The sequence below is a fragment of the Peribacillus sp. FSL R5-0717 genome, from assembly GCF_038002945.1.
Taxonomy (GTDB): Bacteria; Bacillota; Bacilli; order Bacillales; family DSM-1321; genus Peribacillus; species Peribacillus frigoritolerans.
Genome location: NZ_JBBOOF010000001.1, coordinates 3,770,578 through 3,789,849, shown reverse-complemented (window position 1 = coordinate 3,789,849; position 19,272 = coordinate 3,770,578). Strand labels below are relative to the sequence as shown.

General features: G+C 39.6%; 24 protein-coding genes. 11 read left to right on the top strand and 13 right to left on the bottom strand.

All coding sequences use genetic code 11. From position 1 onward, the window contains the following. Positions 1-8: 8 nt before the first annotated feature. Positions 9-944 (bottom strand): ferrochelatase, encoded by a 936-nt coding sequence (hemH, locus tag NYE65_RS18280; RefSeq protein WP_340861410.1) that lies wholly within the window; start codon positions 942-944, stop codon positions 9-11. Between the two features lie 78 nt (positions 945-1,022). Beyond that, positions 1,023-2,066 (bottom strand): uroporphyrinogen decarboxylase, encoded by a 1,044-nt coding sequence (gene hemE, locus NYE65_RS18275; RefSeq protein ID WP_057275808.1) that lies wholly within the window; start codon positions 2,064-2,066, stop codon positions 1,023-1,025. A 252-nt stretch (positions 2,067-2,318) separates the two neighbouring features. Between hemE and NYE65_RS18270 the strand changes: the two genes are divergently transcribed. The 3 genes from NYE65_RS18270 (at position 2,319) to NYE65_RS18260 (ending at position 4,824) form a co-directional block, all read left to right on the top strand. Next, positions 2,319-2,834, top strand: coding sequence for an antibiotic biosynthesis monooxygenase family protein (locus tag NYE65_RS18270; protein ID WP_057275807.1), 516 nt, complete (start codon positions 2,319-2,321; stop codon positions 2,832-2,834). 143 nt (positions 2,835-2,977) lie between these two features. Beyond that, positions 2,978-3,229, top strand: a complete 252-nt coding sequence (locus tag NYE65_RS18265; RefSeq protein WP_340862147.1) for a phosphatase PAP2 family protein — start codon at positions 2,978-2,980, stop codon at positions 3,227-3,229. Positions 3,230-3,612: 383 nt separating this feature from the next. Then, positions 3,613-4,824 (top strand): M20 family metallopeptidase, encoded by a 1,212-nt coding sequence (locus tag NYE65_RS18260; protein WP_268590627.1) that lies wholly within the window; start codon positions 3,613-3,615, stop codon positions 4,822-4,824. Between the two features lie 28 nt (positions 4,825-4,852). Here the strand turns inward: NYE65_RS18260 and NYE65_RS18255 are convergent, their stop codons facing one another. From NYE65_RS18255 to NYE65_RS18245, 3 genes are all read right to left on the bottom strand, one after another. Continuing rightward, positions 4,853-5,560, bottom strand: a complete 708-nt coding sequence (locus NYE65_RS18255; RefSeq protein ID WP_328134875.1) for an EcsC family protein — start codon at positions 5,558-5,560, stop codon at positions 4,853-4,855. A gap of 365 nt (positions 5,561-5,925) precedes the next feature. Continuing rightward, the gene (locus NYE65_RS18250; RefSeq protein ID WP_340861409.1) at positions 5,926-7,134 is read right to left on the bottom strand and encodes an ABC transporter permease; all 1,209 of its coding nucleotides are present in this window, start codon (positions 7,132-7,134) and stop codon (positions 5,926-5,928) included. After that, positions 7,127-7,870, bottom strand: coding sequence for an ABC transporter ATP-binding protein (locus NYE65_RS18245; RefSeq protein ID WP_048677969.1), 744 nt, complete (start codon positions 7,868-7,870; stop codon positions 7,127-7,129). Before NYE65_RS18245 ends, NYE65_RS18250 begins: the two co-directional genes overlap by 8 nt. A 657-nt stretch (positions 7,871-8,527) precedes the next feature. Here NYE65_RS18245 and NYE65_RS18240 point away from each other — a divergent pair. From NYE65_RS18240 to NYE65_RS18220, 5 genes are all read left to right on the top strand, one after another. Further along, positions 8,528-8,950: an HIT family protein gene (locus tag NYE65_RS18240; RefSeq protein WP_057275801.1), complete on the top strand. Its 423-nt coding sequence runs from the start codon at positions 8,528-8,530 to the stop codon at positions 8,948-8,950. Between the two features lie 221 nt (positions 8,951-9,171). Further along, positions 9,172-10,275: a 3-phosphoserine/phosphohydroxythreonine transaminase gene (gene serC / locus NYE65_RS18235; RefSeq protein WP_340861408.1), complete on the top strand. Its 1,104-nt coding sequence runs from the start codon at positions 9,172-9,174 to the stop codon at positions 10,273-10,275. A gap of 126 nt (positions 10,276-10,401) precedes the next feature. Further along, positions 10,402-10,920 carry a tryptophan transporter gene (locus NYE65_RS18230; RefSeq protein ID WP_034314684.1) on the top strand — a complete coding sequence of 173 codons (519 nt, stop codon included), beginning with the start codon at positions 10,402-10,404 and terminating at the stop codon, positions 10,918-10,920. 589 nt (positions 10,921-11,509) lie between these two features. After that, the gene (locus tag NYE65_RS18225) at positions 11,510-11,875 is read left to right on the top strand and encodes a YtxH domain-containing protein (RefSeq protein ID WP_095392002.1); all 366 of its coding nucleotides are present in this window, start codon (positions 11,510-11,512) and stop codon (positions 11,873-11,875) included. A gap of 182 nt (positions 11,876-12,057) precedes the next feature. Then, positions 12,058-12,636: an HTH-type transcriptional regulator Hpr gene (locus NYE65_RS18220; protein WP_034314691.1), complete on the top strand. Its 579-nt coding sequence runs from the start codon at positions 12,058-12,060 to the stop codon at positions 12,634-12,636. Between the two features lie 2 nt (positions 12,637-12,638). On the opposite strand, the gene NYE65_RS18215 is transcribed toward NYE65_RS18220, so the two are convergent. Further along, on the bottom strand, positions 12,639-12,965 hold the full coding sequence (locus NYE65_RS18215; RefSeq protein WP_053534080.1) for a DUF1878 family protein: 327 nt from the start codon (positions 12,963-12,965) through the stop codon (positions 12,639-12,641). Between the two features lie 231 nt (positions 12,966-13,196). Between NYE65_RS18215 and NYE65_RS27275 the strand changes: the two genes are divergently transcribed. Together NYE65_RS27275 and NYE65_RS18210 are read left to right on the top strand one after the other, a co-directional pair. Next, the gene (locus NYE65_RS27275) at positions 13,197-13,736 is read left to right on the top strand and encodes a DUF3267 domain-containing protein (RefSeq protein ID WP_445670422.1); all 540 of its coding nucleotides are present in this window, start codon (positions 13,197-13,199) and stop codon (positions 13,734-13,736) included. 108 nt (positions 13,737-13,844) lie between these two features. After that, complete coding sequence (locus tag NYE65_RS18210) at positions 13,845-14,027, top strand: hypothetical protein (RefSeq protein ID WP_034314696.1); 183 nt, start codon at positions 13,845-13,847, stop codon at positions 14,025-14,027. A 111-nt stretch (positions 14,028-14,138) separates the two neighbouring features. On the opposite strand, the gene NYE65_RS18205 is transcribed toward NYE65_RS18210, so the two are convergent. Both NYE65_RS18205 and NYE65_RS18200 read right to left on the bottom strand, forming a co-directional pair. Continuing rightward, positions 14,139-14,222, bottom strand: a complete 84-nt coding sequence (locus tag NYE65_RS18205; RefSeq protein ID WP_057275797.1) for a YjcZ family sporulation protein — start codon at positions 14,220-14,222, stop codon at positions 14,139-14,141. Positions 14,223-14,407: 185 nt separating this feature from the next. Then, a complete protein-coding gene (locus NYE65_RS18200) occupies positions 14,408-14,491 on the bottom strand; it encodes a YjcZ family sporulation protein (RefSeq protein WP_083450669.1) in 84 nt (27 codons plus the stop codon). Between the two features lie 200 nt (positions 14,492-14,691). On the opposite strand from NYE65_RS18200, the gene NYE65_RS18195 reads away from it, so the two are divergent. Then, positions 14,692-15,558, top strand: coding sequence for a peptidylprolyl isomerase (locus NYE65_RS18195; RefSeq protein ID WP_034314704.1), 867 nt, complete (start codon positions 14,692-14,694; stop codon positions 15,556-15,558). A gap of 54 nt (positions 15,559-15,612) precedes the next feature. Here NYE65_RS18195 and NYE65_RS18190 read toward each other — a convergent pair whose 3' ends face one another. The 5 genes from NYE65_RS18190 to NYE65_RS18170 form a co-directional block, all read right to left on the bottom strand. Beyond that, positions 15,613-15,795, bottom strand: a complete 183-nt coding sequence (locus NYE65_RS18190; protein WP_057275795.1) for a sporulation YhaL family protein — start codon at positions 15,793-15,795, stop codon at positions 15,613-15,615. Positions 15,796-15,894: 99 nt separating this feature from the next. Further along, positions 15,895-16,833 carry a 3'-5' exoribonuclease YhaM gene (gene yhaM / locus NYE65_RS18185; RefSeq protein ID WP_034314712.1) on the bottom strand — a complete coding sequence of 313 codons (939 nt, stop codon included), beginning with the start codon at positions 16,831-16,833 and terminating at the stop codon, positions 15,895-15,897. A gap of 178 nt (positions 16,834-17,011) precedes the next feature. Then, positions 17,012-17,710, bottom strand: a complete 699-nt coding sequence (locus NYE65_RS18180; protein WP_264640501.1) for a (2Fe-2S)-binding protein — start codon at positions 17,708-17,710, stop codon at positions 17,012-17,014. Continuing rightward, positions 17,703-18,527 carry an ABC transporter ATP-binding protein gene (locus NYE65_RS18175; protein WP_268590633.1) on the bottom strand — a complete coding sequence of 275 codons (825 nt, stop codon included), beginning with the start codon at positions 18,525-18,527 and terminating at the stop codon, positions 17,703-17,705. Before NYE65_RS18175 ends, NYE65_RS18180 begins: the two co-directional genes overlap by 8 nt. Positions 18,528-18,838: 311 nt before the next feature. After that, positions 18,839-19,252, bottom strand: a complete 414-nt coding sequence (locus NYE65_RS18170) for a hypothetical protein (protein WP_328109586.1) — start codon at positions 19,250-19,252, stop codon at positions 18,839-18,841. Between the last annotated feature and the right edge of the window lie 20 nt (positions 19,253-19,272).

Genomic DNA, 19,272 nt, shown 5'->3' with positions numbered 1-19,272 from the left:
TTGACTGATCATTTTTCCTGTAATCTGTTTAAAATGATCGTGGCCAAAGCATCGATGAATTCAGGTTTAACATTGGGCATATCCGGCCTATAGTAGCCTGCGCCAATCTCTTCCGTCACAACCTTACATTCATAATCGTTATCATAGAGGACTTCAAGGTGCTCGGCAACAAAACCAACAGGAATATATATGAAAGCTTTATAACCTTTTGCTTGATGAAGATCTCTGGTTAAATCCTGTACATCGGGTCCCAACCATGGTTCAGGAGTTTGTCCAGCGCTTTGCCAGCCTACTGCATAATTGGTAACCCCTGCGCCTTCAGCGATCATGTCTGCCGTTTCTTTCAGTTGATTTGGATACGGATCTCCCGATTGCAAGATTTTTTCCGGGAGGCTATGTGCCGACACAATCAAAGCGAAATTATCGCGTTCTTCCGAGGTCATTTTCCCAATCACTTCTTTTACCTGTTCTACCCAATATTGGATGAATTTTGGCTCATCATACCAACTTTCAACGGAAGTGATGGTCAGATCCCCCAATTTAGCGGCTTCATCCTGGGCACGTCCATTATAAGACTTCACGCTGAATGTTGAAAAATGCGGTGCCAATACGATACTGACCGCTTCTTTGATTCCATCTTCATGCATTTGTTTCACTGCGTCTTCAACAAAAGGTTCAATATGCTTCAGGCCAAGATATGCCTTGAATTCAACTTCCTCCTGAACGGAATTCAATTTCTTTTCAAGCGCTTCAGCTTGTCCTGCCGTTATTTTTGCAAGCGGGGATAATCCACCGATCGCTTCATATCTGCCTTTTAGGTCGGCAATCAATTCGTCGCTTGGCCGTCTCCCATGACGAATATGTGTATAATACCTTTCAATATCCTCTTCAGTGTATGGAGTACCATAAGCCATGACTAAAAGGCCCATTTTTTTTCTTGACATGAAGTTACACCTCTTTTAAAGATTTCGTTCTTTTATTGTGCATCCAATTAAGGAGTTTTAGCAAATGGTTCGCTCACCTTACTTCATTTTTGATGAATATTCATGAATGAAAGCGGTCAGCCTCTTCAGTGTTTCCGGATTTACGGAAGGGAAAACCCCATGACCAAGGTTAAAGATGTAGCCGTCCTGCTCCATGCCCTGATCGAGGATCCTTTTCGTCCGTTCTTCTATAACATCCCATGATGATAATAGCAGGGCAGGATCTAGATTACCTTGTACCGTTTTCTGGATTCCCATTTGTCTTGCTTCTGTAATTGGCAGTCTCCAATCAAGCCCGACTACATCAATCGGAAGATCATTCCACTCAAGTGCCAAGTGACTTGCGCCGACCCCGAACATGATTAGCGGTACATTTTCTTCACGCAATGATGAAAAGATACGAGTCATGATCGGCTTGATAAATACGCGGTAATCTTCAACATTCAAAGCACCCACCCAGGAATCAAAGATTTGGATGGCTTTAACGCCGGCTTTGATTTGCGACTTGACATAGATGATGATCATATCCGCTAACTTATCCATTAATGCAAACCAGGCCTTTGGCTCGGAATACATGAAAGCTTTCGTCTTATTGTAGTTTTTGGAGGGGCCGCCTTCAATCATGTATGAAGCAATGGTGAAAGGAGCCCCTGAGAAACCGATCAAAGGAACGGACAATTGCTCCGTGGTCAATAATTTAATCGTGTCCAACACATATGGGATGTCTTTCTCTGGGTTCAATTCACCTAATTTTTCAACATCTGTCACCGATTGGATCGGATTGGCTATGACTGGACCGATTCCGGACTTAATCTCAACATCGACACCAATGGCTGGTAGCGGTGTCATTATATCTTTATATAAAATCGCAGCGTCTACATCATATTGCTCAACTGGCAATCTAGTTACATAAGCGCATAATTCCGGCTGATGAGTAATTTCAAAAAGTGAGTACTTCTCTTTCAATTTACGGTATTCCGGCTGTGAACGGCCAGCCTGACGCATATACCAAACAGGCACATGATCCGTTTTCTCTCCTCTTGCAGCTTTTAAAAATGTATCATTCGTAATTTCCTTAGACATTAATATCCACCTTTCAAGCAATCACGTTTCTATTTTTATTCATTACCTACATAGAATATCAGAAGGATGTTGAATTTCAAATCGAATCTCCTTAAACTATAGCTTTTTCTATAATATATTTGTCAAAAAATCGACTTTTATATATGTATCTTACCGGTTTACCAGCTTAATGGTTAGTTTGGAAATGGTAAAAGCACTATTCATTGGGTAAAATGGGTATAAAGGTACTATATAGAAATTGGAGGGGAATTTATGAATGTATTCATCACATCAGGTACTTATGATTTTTTGAAATTAAAAAAAGATAAACACCCGAATGAAAAAATATTACTTATGCAGAATGCTCAAAACACAGTACTTTTACATGAAACTACAGGTAAAACGCTCTTCAGCTCGCCACGAAAATATGAGGTAGTCGATGGGAAGGGAACTCTTCAAGATCATGGATATGTGGTCATGAACAATATCCCTGTCAGTGAGGAAGGACGGCCGGTATTTGAACACCGTTTTAAAAACAGGGCCGGATTCATTGAAAATGAACCAGGCTTCGTTGCCCTTCGTATCCTGCGTCCAATCAACTCTGAAACATATGTAATCTTAACGATTTGGGAAAAACAATCGGACTTTATGAACTGGAAGAAATCCAGTTCATTCCAGCAGGCGCATAACAGTGACTCCAAACCTCCTGTTACGAATTCCAGCCAGAAGTTGTTTTCAGGTGAAGCCTTTGTAACGCAGTATACATTGGTGAAAGATTCTGAGGAATAGACTATTTAATGCTTAATAAGGGGCCCATCCTAAAGGATGGGCCCCTTATTAGTAATGCAGAACGTTATTTGGACGCTAAAAGTCATATAACCCTATAACAATCCGACAAATTCCTTCTTTATTTCCGGGGAAATGCAACCGATATTTACATATATTTCATCAGATCAAGTGGCCACGCAATGGTGGGCATTATTTTCTTCAGTATGGTCCTGCTGATCGGTGTCAGCAGGATCGTTATGAAAGTTCACTTTCCAACTGATATCTTGGCAGGTTTTGCATTAGGGGCGGCATATAGTTTAATCTTGTTTAAATTGTATAAATTCAATTCCTGGGATCTAGATGCTTTGATTTTCAGGGCGCACTCTTTTAACATAATTTTTTACCCATTCGTTTAACACATCACCCTCAGCAATTCCGATAGAGAAGACGGCCATGTTCCAATAATCCTTCTTCATTATCCACAAATATAGAACACATAATATGCTTCCAAAACCAATGAACTTGGATTTCCCAAGATAGGTAATGGACTTGAAGAAAGTGAGCGAAAAAGTATTTCCCCTACGGATAAAAGTTCCGTAATATATGTATCGAACGCTAAAGCCTCCACCCTTTGGACTTCATGCATTAAAAAAAAGAATAGCAACACGCAAAGCAAAAACCAAAGCAATCGAGAAATATTTAATCAATATATATCTCTCCTGAAGGTATTTAATACACTTTGGATCATTCAGAATATGATATACTACTTACAATTAATCCAATCATTGGGAGGTGCAAAATGATACAGCGATTACACGATCTTCTGGATGGTTCATATGAAGAAATGGTTTCCATCAGGCGTTATCTTCATCAACACCCCGAGCTTTCTTTTCAAGAAACCCAAACGGCGGCCTTCATCGCTGGATATTATGAAAAACTTGGAATCGAACACCGGACGAATGTAGGCGGTAATGGTGTTATCGCCAAGGTCACAGGCAGTAAGCCTGGTAAAACCGTAGCCCTGCGCGCTGATTTCGACGCCTTACCCATTCAAGATGAAAAAGAAGTTCACTATAAATCTTCCGTACCCGGGGTCATGCATGCGTGTGGACACGATGGCCATACAGCGACACTCCTTGTCCTTGCTAAAAACCTGAATGAACTGAAGGATGAGCTCGAAGGTGAATATATATTTATCCACCAGCATGCTGAAGAATATGCTCCAGGGGGTGCCAAACCGATGATTGAGGCTGGCTGCCTTGATGGAGTGGATGTAATTTTCGGCACCCATTTATGGGCAACGGCCCCAACCGGAACAGTCCAATACGCTTATGGACCCCTTATGGCCGCTGCTGACCGTTTTGAAATCACCATTCAAGGGCAGGGCGGGCATGGAGCCCAGCCGCATAAAACCCGTGATGCAATCTTAGTCGGCTCTCAACTCGTCATGGCCCTGCAGCAAATCGTAAGCCGCCGCCTAAACCCAATAGATTCGGCAGTCATTACCGTCGGGTCCTTTGTAGCAGATAATGCCTTTAACGTCATTGCAGATAAGGCTAAAATAATCGGGACCGTCCGCACATTCAAGGAAGATGTCCGTTCATTCATTAGCGAAGAAATGGAGCGGATTGTTAAAGGAACCTGCATAGCTGCGGACTGTACCTATGAATATCAATACTTTCAAGGCTATCCAGCAGTTATTCCACATGTCGAGGAAACTAAATTCCTCATCGAAAGTACTGAGTCAGTCAAGGAAGTTTTGGTTACAGAGGAAATTGACCCGGATATGACAGGTGAAGATTTTTCTTATTATTTACAAAATGTAAAAGGTACATTCTTCTTTACGGGAGCCAGGCCAAAAAATGAACATACATATCCACATCATCATCCTTTGTTTGACATTGATGAAAATGCGATGCTCATTGCAGCCAAAATATTAGGCACTGCAGCGGTGACCTATCACAATAAAAAACAATCATCCCAAATGGTGAATGAATCTTTATTGCGGTAATAGTGAAGGGACGGGTTATCCCCGTCCCTTACTGTTTAAGAAGTCTGATTCGGTAACAATGGACAGCCGTTTCCCCAAGATGTTCCAACAAATGATGGTTGGCATAACCACCGACAGCTGCCCCAATACCTGGAACGAGCTGGAACATTTTGATGACATCTATGTGATCGCGATATTCCTGCTGAAATTCTTGCCAGTCTATTTCCGGCCATTTCCCTGAATCCCATTCCTCTATTACCCGTAATGTTTCAAATTTCTTCTCCTCGCTTGAAAATGCCATCTGGAAGATATGGAGAATGAATAAACGTTCCTCATATTTATTTGGATCGAAACCGTATATACGGGATAGTTCGAATAATAATTTCATCTTGATGCTAAGCAGTAATGGGAAATCAGCCAATCCAATTAAAAGCCCTGCCGCTCCGGTTCCCACACCTTCTATAACGGCCGTTTTCCGATATGCCGTTACAGTTTCCGCAACCCACTCTTCTTTTTGCTGCAAGGTTAGTAGCACTACATTTTTTTCTTTAGACATATATTTAGAACCTGATAATACGGCCTCTATCATCCCTTTAATACTATCAGTAATTACTTTGTGCACTCGGTCTGGAATATAACTATTCAATTTGATTTGCGCCTTTTTGGACATCCGCTCAAGCCTGCCGGGTTTCTTGGCTACTTTCTTTTTCCATGATACTAGTTCAGATAATGCCTTTTGTTCATATTCATCCATCATTCAACACCTCCGTTAAAATATGTATATACCCCCTATGAGGCTTTTAGTTTCAATTTTCACTTCTTAAAAGAATAAAATAACTAAAACGTTTTTTGGGGGTTGTAAAAGTATCCAATGTTGTTTTCCACTCCAGACTGGTCCATTTCGAACCAAATTTTAGAATAGGTGATCCTTGATATTTTTACTGTAATCCTTAATGGATGGAAGAAATTTGCGGCACCCTGCCGAAAAACTGGCTAGCCGAGACACCCCAGAAGCTTGCGTCGAGGAGGCTTGGCGGACAGTCGGCGGAAAGGGAGCGAATTTCTGAATTCAACTGAAACCTTAATAAAGAAAAGCTGATTTTATGAAAAATCAGCTTCAGCTTAAAAGTTTTTTATTTTCTTTGTTGCATAAATTTTAAAGCCTAATATGAAAACAAGTCCCATTGCCAAGGCGGCTAAAGCGGACATCCATTCCCCTTTCACTAGCAGGACCAAACTGAAGACAAGGTCCTCAAATAATAGGAAATAGGAAATTAGTTTTATTACTGCAGATTCTCTCATTTTTGCTGGCAATGGATACAATGAGACCCATACTTTCCACTCATGTGCCTTCCAAACCGGCAGCAGTTGCAGGGCTGTCATGAATAAGAACATGAACGTAACAATCAAATGTGCAAATATGTTAGTGAATACACTTAAAATCACGGATCCCATGATCGTTAAACGAAAACAAAGTCCCACATAATCATTGGATCGCAGAAGAGTACGGGCGTAAAGATAGGTATAAGTTGACTTATCACCATACGGAATGAGTGCTAATAGCCAGTCCATCCATTTCCTTCTCGCTACCTTCCCTTTTAAATGAGGAACATCAGTAAACATGTTCGCTATTCGATAGAAGGAATTCATCCGTTTGTTTTCCAGTTCCACCAGCCGTTCCCACTTTAACACGAAACCTTTAGTCGCGCTTCGGTAATACATGTAAAGTACTAACAATAATAAGAAGGTTATAAGTGCAAACAGTATATTTGCCCTTGAACAGATGAAATAAAGAATCACGCCATTAAGTAAAAAGCGGATGAGAGAGTCCCAATGGCTCACTGATGTATCCTGATATTTCAATACCAGCCAGCGCATGGTCAAATTCAAAAACTTCAAAATAAGTAAAACGGCCAGGATGATTCCAAGGTCCTTACCTCCTGCACCCGTAACCTTCGCATACATCGGTATCGATGCAATCAGGACAACCAGAAGAATAAAGCCCTGCATGACCCAGCTTAATATCAATGAATTCTTGAAATAACTTCTCAACTTCGTTTCAAGCGGAAGCAGGAATACCGTATCGGGTTCTTTCAAGAAAGTATTTATCGGGCTTCTGGTTACAATGATCGATAAAACAAAGGCCATGATCAATGCAGCAGGGAAATCATTGTTTAACGTCTTCACCCAATCACTGTAATAATAAGCCAACCCACCAAGAACCAAAACCATGACAAAAACAAGATGGCCATTAAAAATATAACGAAGATATTTTTGCGTTTCATTTATATAGCCTAAATATCTTTCCTTCCAGAGATTTTGACTATTCATGACCGATTTCTTCTTTCGTCAATTGGATATATAAATCGTCCAGAGTTGCCCCTGGCATGGAAAATTGTTCACGAAGCTGCTCAAGATTGCCTTTCGCCCGAATCTCTCCATTATGCAGTATGATGAAAGAATCACAATACCTCTCGGCTGTCGCCAGAATGTGTGTAGACATTAAAATTCCCGCTCCGCTCTCTTTCATCTTCCTCATCAAATCAAGCAGGGATTGAATGCCTAGTGGATCAAGACCTACGAAGGGTTCATCGACGATATATAAAGACGGCTGCACTAAAAAGGCGCACATTATCATGACCTTTTGCTTCATTCCCTTTGAAAAATGGGCCGGGAACCATTTAAGCCTTTTCTCCATATGGAATTCCTTTAACAGAACGTCCATCCTTTCTTTAAATGTGGCTTCCGCCAAACCATGTGCCATGGCTGTAAGCTTTAAATGCTCCTCAAGTGTAAGCTCATCATACAAAATGGGCGTTTCTGGAACATAAGTGAATTGTTTTCGATATGTATCCGGGTCCTGAGCTAGTGTTTTACCATGAATCGAGACGCTTCCGCCTTTCGGCTCCATGAGTCCGATGATATGTTTAATCGTCGTACTTTTCCCAGCCCCGTTAAGCCCAATTAACCCAACCAGCTCATTTGGCTGAATGTCAAAACTTATTCCTTTTAAAACGGGCGTTTTCGTGTATCCGCCCACTAACTGCTTTATTTCCAATAAGGACATATAAACGACCCTTTCTATATAGAGGTTCTTATTTCCATTTTATCAAATTCTCCTGCTTTTATATAGTCGAGTGTTCCGGAACTCAATTTCCATAAATAACTAATTATATTTTTCCTGCTTGATGGTCATCATAAATAAGGAAGAAGGGGTTAGTCATTACGTGTGATTCACATCATATTGTAAATGAGGTGTCAGTTAAAGACGTATTACACTGAAATACCCATAAGGTTTATTACAAATGATTTACATCATATTGTAAATGAGGTGTCAGTTAAAGACGTATAAACTGAATTAAACCAGAAGCTTCATAACAAAAATCGCCTCGAGCAAGGAGATGGTTCTCTTGCACGTAAAAGCAGAAAAATCATTCAATAATTATCAATTATGCTTTAAAAGTTGATGAAACTTTAAAGATATAGGAGATGGTTGCTTTGAATGGAAAATCTCTATTTAGATAATAACCATATTTACTACAATGTAGATGAGGTGTTTGTCGCAGAGAATTTATGCTAATGCGAATTTTGAAGCAAAACCCCCTTTTTCGACAGGCAGGGTGCAACTTAATGTTGCATCCTGTTTTTATATTTTTCCTTTTCTCAACGATTCAAGCTATGGTACGATTAACCAAATACATTAACTTTTAAAGGAGCGTTATTCATGAGCGATTGCATTTTTTGCAAAATAATCGATGGGGAAATTCCAAGTAGTAAAGTTTTCGAAAATGAACATGTTTTGGCCTTTCTCGATATCAGTCAAGTAACGAAAGGCCATACGCTAGTAATACCTAAAGTACATAAGGAAAATCTTTATGAGTTGACACCAGAGATTGCCAAGAACCTTTTTGAAGTGGTGCCGGAAATTGCCCGCGCCATGAAGCAGGAATTCCAACCTGTAGGCTTGAACCTTTTAAATAATAACGGTGAAGCTGCAGGGCAGTCCGTTTTCCATTTTCATATGCATTTAATTCCTCGGCATGGGGAAGGTGACGGCTTTGGTGCAGTTTGGAAAACAAATACCAGCGACTATACACCGGATGACCTGAAACAAATCGCTGACTCCATTGCACAGCATATACAATGAGACTGCAATAGCCTGTGAAGAAGGTTTCTTTCTCCTTTCGTTGCTTGAAAAAATGATCCCGAGTTGGTCCTCACTTTAAAGTGCAGGACCTTTTTACTTTGGTCTATCATTAAAAAACGGATTTAAAATTCTAAATTTTCCTCCAATTGAATTTAGTTTTCTGGTAGGATATATGAATAGTCTCAAATACTTTATCACATAGTCGCATAGGAGGAAAAAAATTGAAACGTGCACGCAATTTTAACGCTGGGCCAGCCGCCCTTCCTTTAGAAGTTTTACAAAGAGCCCAAAATGAATGGTTGAATATTGAGGATTCCGGTATGTCTGTCATGGAATTAAGCCATAGAAGTTCCGAATTCGAAAAGATTCATAACCATGCCATTCAATCATTAAAAGATCTTATGGAAATTCCTGAAAATTATGAAGTTCTCCTGCTGCAAGGAGGGGCAAGTCTACAATTTTCCATGATTCCCATGAACATTTTGAAAGATGGAAAAAGGGCAGATTATGTCCTCACTGGTTCTTGGTCGGAAAAAGCATTAAAAGAAGCCAAAAAGGTTGGTGAAACGGCCGTAGTCGCTTCATCCAAAGATGAAAAATATACGTTCATCCCTAAAGTGGAAGATATCAAATTGAATGACGATGCTGCCTATCTTCATATCACAAGCAATAATACGATTTACGGAACGCAATGGAAGGATTTCCCGGAAACAGGCAACATTCCTCTAGTAGCCGATATGTCGAGTGATATTCTCAGCAAAAAGATTGATATTAGTAAATTCGGCATCATCTATGCTGGTGCACAAAAGAATCTAGGCCCGTCGGGAATCACTGTCGTTATCATCCGTAAAGATTTAATAACGGATAATGACAAAATCCCATCCATGATGAACTATTCGATCCATGCGAAAAATAATTCTTTATACAACACTCCTCCGACATTGGCCATTTACTTATTGTCCCTTGTGTTGGATTGGGCAAAAGATCAGGGCGGAGTGGAAAAGATTGCTGAAATCAACGAAGAAAAAGCAAAAGTCATTTACGATGCCATCGACGGCAGTGATGGTTTTTATAAAGGCCATGCCCTACCGGACAGCCGTTCATTAATGAACGTAACGTTCACGCTTCCGTCTGAAGAAGCTGAAGTGCAATTCCTTAAAGAAGTGAAGGAAGCCGGATTCGTAGGACTGAACGGTCACCGTTCCATCGGCGGCTGCAGAGCATCCATCTATAATGCGGTCCCTCTATCCCATTGCCAGGACCTTGCTGATTTCATGAAGAAATTCCAGGAATCGTATAAAGCGAAGGAGGCACAAACTCTTTAATTCAAACAAATATAACTTCTAAAAAAATAGGTCTTATGATATACTATTTTAAACTTCTTGCAACAAGCAATAGTGCATTGTTGAAGAAAAGCTGTTAGTTGAGATGAGAATAGGAGAGATGAGTAAATGAAAACGAAAACCCTTGTGTCACTGTCCCTATTAATCGGGATTGGGGCTGCCCTGCATTTTATCGTACCTGGATTCTTCCTTGGAATGAAACCGGATATGATGCTGTTGATGATGTTTTTGGCGATTACCCTGTTTCCCGCTAAGAAGAATGTATTCATTGTCGCCCTGGCAGCAGGAGCCATCTCTGCCATGACAACTACATTTCCAGCAGGACAGATCCCAAATATCATAGACAAATTGGCAACAGCCTTTCTGTTTTACCTTTTATTCATCAGTCTAAAGAAGTTTTCAACATCCGTTGTCACCGTCAGTATCTTGACTGCCGTTGGAACATTGATTTCCGGCGCTGTCTTCCTTGGTTCGGCTTATTATATCGTTTCCCTTCCAGGGCCTTTCGTTGCACTTTTCGGAGCTGTTGTGCTTCCTGCCGTATTGTTAAATACAGTTGCGATGGTCATCATTTATCCAATTGTGAACGGCATCGTAAGAAAATCAAATATACCCATTAATGCTTAAGCAGCAGGATCATCATACCTAAAAAAGCACCGGACAGTCCGGTGCTTTTTTTTCCAATCATATGAATCTGGAATTCTAGTCAGAATCATCCTCCAATGGTCAATGAATCAATATCCACATAAACCAAATGAAAAGCAGTAAAACCCCGGGGATACCCATAGCGAAGGCTCTAGCCTGGAGCACCCTCCTAGGCGGATAGATGCCAGGAGATTTAGCTTGCCTTAGAAAATACCCCATTCCGCACAGGCATACCAAGCCTAATAAAAAAATGATTTTCATTATTAACCCACCAGTGCCATCCAAGTTCCGACAGCTTGTTTTTATTATCTATATGCCGCTCCTCCCTTTATATGAAGCATTATTATTAAAGCTTCAAGTTATTTTTAAATATTATATATTTACTCTCTAAGTTTAAAAAAATATTTTTGTGATATAAAGATAAAATGGTCGATTCTCTTCCATAAGGATGAAAATTATGGTATTTTGATATCAATAGTATTTCTCTCCCTATTTATCATAATTTCCAATTGATGCAGCAGGGATTAAGACCATGGAAAGCGAAAACATATTATAAAATGAGGTGATCCTAATGAAAGCAAAATCATTACTAATTGGCTTTTTGACCGGAACAGTAGTAGCTGGTGCGGCAACCTTACTTTCGACACCAAGTTCAGGTAAAGACCTACGGACCCGCATCAAGACGAATACCGACGAAATTAAGACTACAATTGATGAATTAAAGGTAAAAATGCAGAATATTAAAGATGACACGATGGAAGCTTCACAAATCAGCAAAGAAACGGTAAAAACATTCATTTCGGATGTTCAGGTCGTCATCGAGAACTGGAAGCGGGAAATCGAACCCAATAAGAATGAATTATTAAAGAACGTACAGGAAATTGAAAATTCTTTGAAAGAATTGGAAGCGGCCGCCCCTACTTCTAAAAATAGCTGACATCGTCACACAAGCTTGATTCTCCATTTTTCCCAATAAATTACATGGTTTATTGGAGAAGAATGGAGAATTCATTAAAAAACTAAAATTTTCTAAAAATTTTGCAAATATTTTTCTTTATTAATTTTTATTTTATTGTCATAATAAATATATAGAATCTTATAAGTAGGTGAGCCCATAATATGCAGAATAAAAATTATTCTATGAAAGAAGCAATGATTTTTAGTCAACGAATTGCACAATTAAGCAAAGCATTATGGAAATCGATTGAAAAAGATTGGCAGCAATGGATCAAGCCCTATGATTTAAACATCAATGAGCACCATATTCTTTGGATTGCTTACCATCTTAATGGATCTTCCATTTCAGATGTTGCAAAATTTGGGGTCATGCATGTTTCTACCGCATTTAACTTTTCAAAAAAATTAGAGGAACGCGGATACTTAACATTTTCAAAAAAGGAAAATGACAAAAGGAATACGTATATAGAAATCACAGCGGAAGGTGAAAAAATTCTCCTTGATTTAATGGAGACATACGACCCAAGTAAGAACTCCGCTTTCTCGGGTGCACTTCCATTGCGTGAGCTTTATGGCAAGTTTCCGGATATGATTGAAATGATGGCTATCATCCGAAATATATACGGTGAAGACTTCATGCAAATCTTTGAACGATCCTTCGATAACATCGATCAGGAGTTTACGGACGTGGAGGGTAAAATCACAAAAAAAAAGATAGAGAAAGAAACTGAGCCAGTTTAATCTCATACTCTATCCATTTCCTTCATGAATGATACATATAAACCTTGTGAGATGCATGCATCAATGCATTCCTTTGTAGTTATTTTTGGATTAACCTTTCTTTCAAATTGATTAAAAAGCGGTCGAAAGTTCATATACCCTTCCGCTTTTTCTATTTCATAGCGTTTGCTCAAGATATCACATGTTTCCAATAATTCTTCCGCTTCCTTCTTCGTGAAATTTTTTTCCACAAATAGATAGTCCAACTTGGCCTCCGGATTGCGTATAAGGTTTAATAAAAGCCGTTGATGAAAACGGAGTATTTCCATTTCTTCATTTATATTTTTCATACATCACTAATCCCCATTCAATCATTCAATTTAACATAAAAAACTTATAACCAATTTTTGATTTTTCACATTCGGTAATCCGCCTGATCCCCATTTCAAAACTGCCCATTGCATGCTTACTCACCAAAGTGATTTCATCTTAAACATAATCCAAGATTTCCATTGCTTTTTCCACCCATTCATCGTAATGTATGTAAGTATATTCAACAGCTTTGGAGGGCTGATTTCGAAATGAATTCGTGGAAAACAATTGACGTGGCAAAACAATATGGGAATTGCCGTCTGCTCTTTTTTTCAGTTTTTACTATATTGATGTCTTTTGTTCTGATCTATACATTATTAAGTGTCTTTTCAACCCATGTTATTTTGTATGGCGATCAAACAATGGTATTTTTTAGCCTATTGCTCTTATTATATCCTGTTCACAAACTATTACACTATTTACCTTTACGATTATTATGTAAAAAAGTGAAAACTTCATGGTCCTTGAAGTGGAACCTGGTGTTGACATGCAGAGTCAATGTGCATGATCCGATTCGAAAGCATCTTTATCTCTTGACCCTTGTGTTGCCTTTCGTCATTATGTCTGTCACTTTGATTGGTTGTGCCCTTAGTTTTCCGCATTACATCCATTATTTCACTATTTTATTATCCCTGCACACCGGCTTGTGTGTATCGGATTTTATTTATATAAAAAACCTGCTTGGTTCCCCAAGGCATTCTTTTATCGAGGAACATCTCGAAGGATACGATATACTTATTCAAAAGTGATTCCTTATTGATTCATAATGATGTCTGCTAAGATTTTTAGGTATCTTTTTTCATTATAATTTGGTATCGTATTTATACATGATGTTTTGCAAGGAGGGATTTTAGGTTTTGATCTCGTTCTGGTTTATTATTTTTGCTATTTTGATCCTTTATAATATTAATAGAATGACAAACTCTTTATGCATTCAAAAGGAAATTGCTGAAGACCGGCAGCCTAAAGTATTCAGGACCATTAATGTATTAATTACTATTATGTTATTATCCTCCTATATTGAAATTTTGTATACGTAGAGATGAGCAACAAATGATGTCCATCATTTGTTACATACATTGGTGATACCCGGGGCATTATCCACATAAAGAAAAAGGGCGAAGCAATAGCTTCGCCTTTTGTTTATGAGCTTAGCACCAAGAAGCTCCAATGATGACTAACAGGATGAAAAGAACGACAATTAGAGCAAAGCCTCCACCTATTCCTCCAGACATTGATCTTCCTCCCTTCCATTCTTAAGTAATAATAATTTAATGCACACTCTTATATCCGCCAAAAGGAATCCATTCCTTTCATGGCTTGAAAATCACTTAAATCTTTTTTGTTGAGCGGCTACCCTATCCTATTCAACTCCATGGCAAAAGGAGTGGGCTCTTTCCATTAGTAATTTTGCAGCCGATTAGCAAAAGGCTGCTCCTACAATTATTAATAAAATGAATAACACCACTAACAAAGCGAAGCCTCCGTTAAATCCATTACCCATTATGCTACCCCCTTTTGTTGTCCTCGATTTATAATATGTAATGGATTAATATCCGGGTAGGCGTACACCCATTTTTCAAAAAAATCTTATTCATGCACCAATATATTATTTTTTGTAAAGTAACCAGAATATGTTATAGTTAATTTTGTGGAAATACGAAAAAGTAGCAAACCAGAAACTTATAACTAGGAGTTGTTTTTATGAAGAAGTGGGCATTATCGATTGCTGTTACTGCAGGGCTGATCGGACTTACAGCATGCAACAGCGACAAGGAAGCAGTCGTGGAAACTAAAGCGGGGGATATAACCAAAGAAGAATTTTACAATGTAATGAAAGACCGTTATGGTGAAACCGTTCTTCAAGAACTTGTTTATGAAAAAGTTCTTTCTGAAAAATATACAGTAACGGATAAAGAAGTTAAAGCTAAAACGGACGAACTTAAAGCGCAAATGGGTGAAAATTTCGAAACGGCCCTGGCTTCTTCCGGATATAAGAGCGAAGCTGATCTTAAACGTGCACTTAAAATCGGCATGCTTCAAGAAAAAGCAGCCGTTGCCGATATAAAAGTTAAAGAAGCTGATGTAAAAAAAGCTTATGAAGACTATAAACCACAAATCAAAGCGAGACATATTCTCGTGGAAGACGAAAAAACGGCCAATGAAGTTAAAGCTAAATTGGACAAAGGTGAAGACTTCGCCAAACTTGCCAAAGAATATTCAACGGACACAGGCACAGCTGAAAAAGGCGGGGAGCTAGGCTGGTTCGGACAAGGTGAAATGGTTCCTGCATTTGAAGAGCAAGCTTACAAAATGAAGAAAGATGAAATCAGCAAGCCGATTAAATCCGATTATGGCTACCACATCATCCAACTTCTTGATACAAAAGAAAAAGAATCATACAAAGATATGAAAAAAGATCTTGAATATGATTTGAAAGTCGCTCAAATTGACCAAACTAAAGTTCAGGACATTCTGAATTCAGAAGTCAAAAAAGCGGACGTGAAGATTAAAGATAAAGACTTAAAAGATGCCATCACTTCTGGTGACGCAGCCAAAGCTGAAAAATAATTGAATAGTAAAAAGCGACAGGATTTACCTGTCGCTTTTTTTTCATCATTCGGGCTATGCTCCCTGATTTATATCCTTTTTACGCCTCTCACGCTCTTCTTCCATGCGGTCAATGTATTTCTGGCCTTCCTTTTCAATCCAAGCATCATCTATGAGGCGTTCCTGCCTAGCTGTCCAAATTGACATGATTGCACTGACAATTATTCCAATAAACACGAACCAGATCCAAATTGGCATGTCCATTCCCTCCCAAAAAATCTACTATTCACTTACTAGAGAATATGCACAAACAAAAAAAATATGCCTCTTTCTCCATCGAGAAAGAAGCATATTTCATTAAAATGTCGGTTTATAGAATGAACGATTATCGAGCGCGAATACTCTTTCCGTAAATTCACCCGGCTTCACTTTTTCCAAGGCGCGGTCCATCATATTTATCTTGGCATCCATATTATCAATATAATGCAGCACTTCCGCTTCCCTAACCATCGGCGGCTTGGGACTGCCCCACTCAGCTTTACCATGGTGGCTTAATATCAAGTGCTTGAGAATCATGATTTCTTCCGCTTCAATGCCCAATTCCTCTGCAGCTTTACCGACTTCATTCACCATGATGGTGATATGCCCCAACAAGTTCCCTTCCACTGTATAAACAGTCGAAACAGGTCCAGATAGCTCATGCACCTTTCCAAGGTCATGCAGAATGACCCCTGCATACAAAAGATCCTTATTGAGGGAAGGATATAGGGTTGAAATGGCCTTAGCCAGCCCTAGCATCGATACAACGTGATAGGCCAGTCCCGACATATACTCATGATGGTTCTTGGTGGCAGCAGGGAACGTCAGGAATTCATTCTGATATTTTTTAATAAGATGCCTAGTCACCCTTTGGATATTCGGATTCCTCATCTCAAAAATAAATTGAGTGATGGTTTCCATCATTTCTTCCTGACTTAAAGGAGCCGTTTGAATTAAATCGGCTTTCGTGACCCCGTCAGTATCTGAAGTAATTCTAATATTACGGATTTTCAATTGGCTGCGTCCTCGATAATTCTGGACTTCCCCTTGAACTTTCACTGTTGCTTCCGCACAGTATGTTTTCTCATCAGCCTCGGAAACATCCCATAGCTTTGCCTCTATCTCGCCGGTTTTATCGCACAAAATCAATGTTAAAAAAGGCTTTCCATTACTTGCCACCGCTTTTGTACTCGTTTTAATGTACATATATATATCTACTACTTCACCAATTCCGTAGTGTATGATCCCATTTCCCATGCGACTGCCTCCGTTCAATTAAATATCAACATTATAACATACCAATCTCGTTAGTGCGTTTAGTTTTCGTTAATAAGTGATAGACATTGGACAGGAAAAGCCAAAGCTTTGCCGTCTCTTATCACTCCACAAGAAAACCAGGCTTGACCCCAAGCCTGGCTCTCCAATCAAATCTATTTCAACAGTTTTTGTTCGGACAATACGCGCACTTCTCCTGGCCATCAATTCGGTAATATAAACAGCATGTCACCCGTTTATAAGGGTTCATTGACTCCGGAACACTTTTTTCCCCAATGAATCGTTTAAAGGGGGAACGCGTTTCAATATTCAGCCATACCTCATCTTCAAGAAGCATTTCAATGTCCTTTTCAACTCGCGTCTTTATATCAGTTTGCTTCAATAACTCACTATACATCCATACCGTATAGCTCCAAATATTTTCCCAGAGAACTAGTTTTGATATTTTAGCAGTTCCGGAAAAGAAGCGAATGGCATCAGCACCAAATCTGTTCAATATGGAATGGAGGGCAGAAGGGCTTTCCTTTTCCGTGACATGGCTCCACCTGTTGGTTTTCAGCAAAAAATTCGGGAGCCAATGCTCATCTTCCGGATCATCCAAAACACCAAAGTCCTGAAGTGTGCCTTCCCAGATAAGCCGATGTTTGCTTAACATATACAATTGTGCCGTGACAAAAAAAGCATAGCGTCTGAACCACATTGAAATGGCTATCCTTGACGTTTCCGCCCCAGTTCGGGCTTGTGCATACTGAATAAGCTCATCAGCATGATCGAAGGTCTTGGAAACTTTAGCTACATCTCGAAAGGATATCCGATATCCCTGAAGTTCTTTTTCAATCGCTGGTGTGAGGTTATGCATTGGCCAGCGCTTTTATCTGAGTTTGTGCGTAGCGCCCTTTACCAAACGGGACGCACATGGGACTGCCGAAAATTGGATCAAAGGATATTTGACATTCCATGCTGAATACATGCTGTACCAATTCAGGCGTGATGATATCCTCCGGCCGGCCTTGAGCATGTATCGCCCCATTTTTAAGTGCCACCAGATTATCCGCATAACGGCAAGCTAAATTCAAATCATGAAGCACCATAACGATCGTTCGGTTCTCAAACTCATTCAAGTCGAACAATAAGTCCAAAATCTCGATTTGATGGGTCATATCAAGATATGTAGTCGGTTCATCCAACAAAATGACATCAGTATCCTGAGCAAGCGTCATGGCTATCCATGCCCGTTGCTTCTGCCCTCCCGATAATTCATCGACTGCCTGATCCTTTAAATCGGTCAGATTCGTTGCTTCAATCGCCTTTTGAACTTTTTCTTCATCCACGGAACTCCACTGTTTCAACCAACTTTGATAAGGAAATCTTCCTTGTTTAACAAGTTGATAGACGGTAAGCCCTTCAGGAGCAACCGGGGATTGCGGAAGAATCGCCATCTTTCTCGCTACATCCTTCGATGGCATGGTTGAGATCGCTTTGCCTTCGAGCAAGACCGAGCCGGATTGAGGTTTTAACAATCGGGCTACAGACCTTAGAAGTGTTGATTTTCCACATCCATTAGCACCGATGAATACGGTGATCTCCCCTTTGGGTATTTCTATATTCATATCATTTATTATTAATTTATCACCATAACCGAGCGATAAAGACTGAGTGTTAATAGCTGGTCGCATTAAAATACTCCCCTTTTAGTCTAATAATACCATTTTAATGAAAATGATTCTCACTGTCAATCTTAAAAAGGAATATAAACCATAACTCCATGTCCCATTCCTCTTAAATGATTCATTAAAATGAATGCTCCTTTAAAGATATGAAGCTTCCTTTGGAAACATTAATCTAAAAAACCAGCACATTATACTTTCATTCATCACTGCCTGTAGCTTTCGAACGATAGTCCATTCTCCCCCTCTGCGAATTACTATTGGAATTTCCAAACTCCATTTAGCGGAAAATAAAAAAAGCCCTCCATATGGAGAGCCTTTTAACCGACAAGCAGGCGATTTGTACAATGTTCCAGGGATTCATCCCTAATGAAGGTAAATAAATCGTGATCGATAAAAGGAATTATTCCTTCTGCAATATTCCATGCATTGACCTCTATTTGATAAAGGATTTCTGATTTTCCTGTACGGTGCAGCTCCTCACTAAGCACAGCAAGATCGGGGTCTAATGCGTGCCCCATCTCATGTGTGAGAATCACCCATGTATAATCCTCAAGCCTTGCAAGCGAGCCTAGGGAGCGTTCACACTGAATTTCAATATCTCTCTCATATAAAGTGATGCGATGACCTATGGCAGAATATTTTCCCCCAACACATCGTTTACCAGGAAACTCCTTTTCGATGATTAACTCCAAAGAAGAATCATGGCGGCTTACAAACTCATTCCTATTCAATGACTTCACTCTCTTTATCT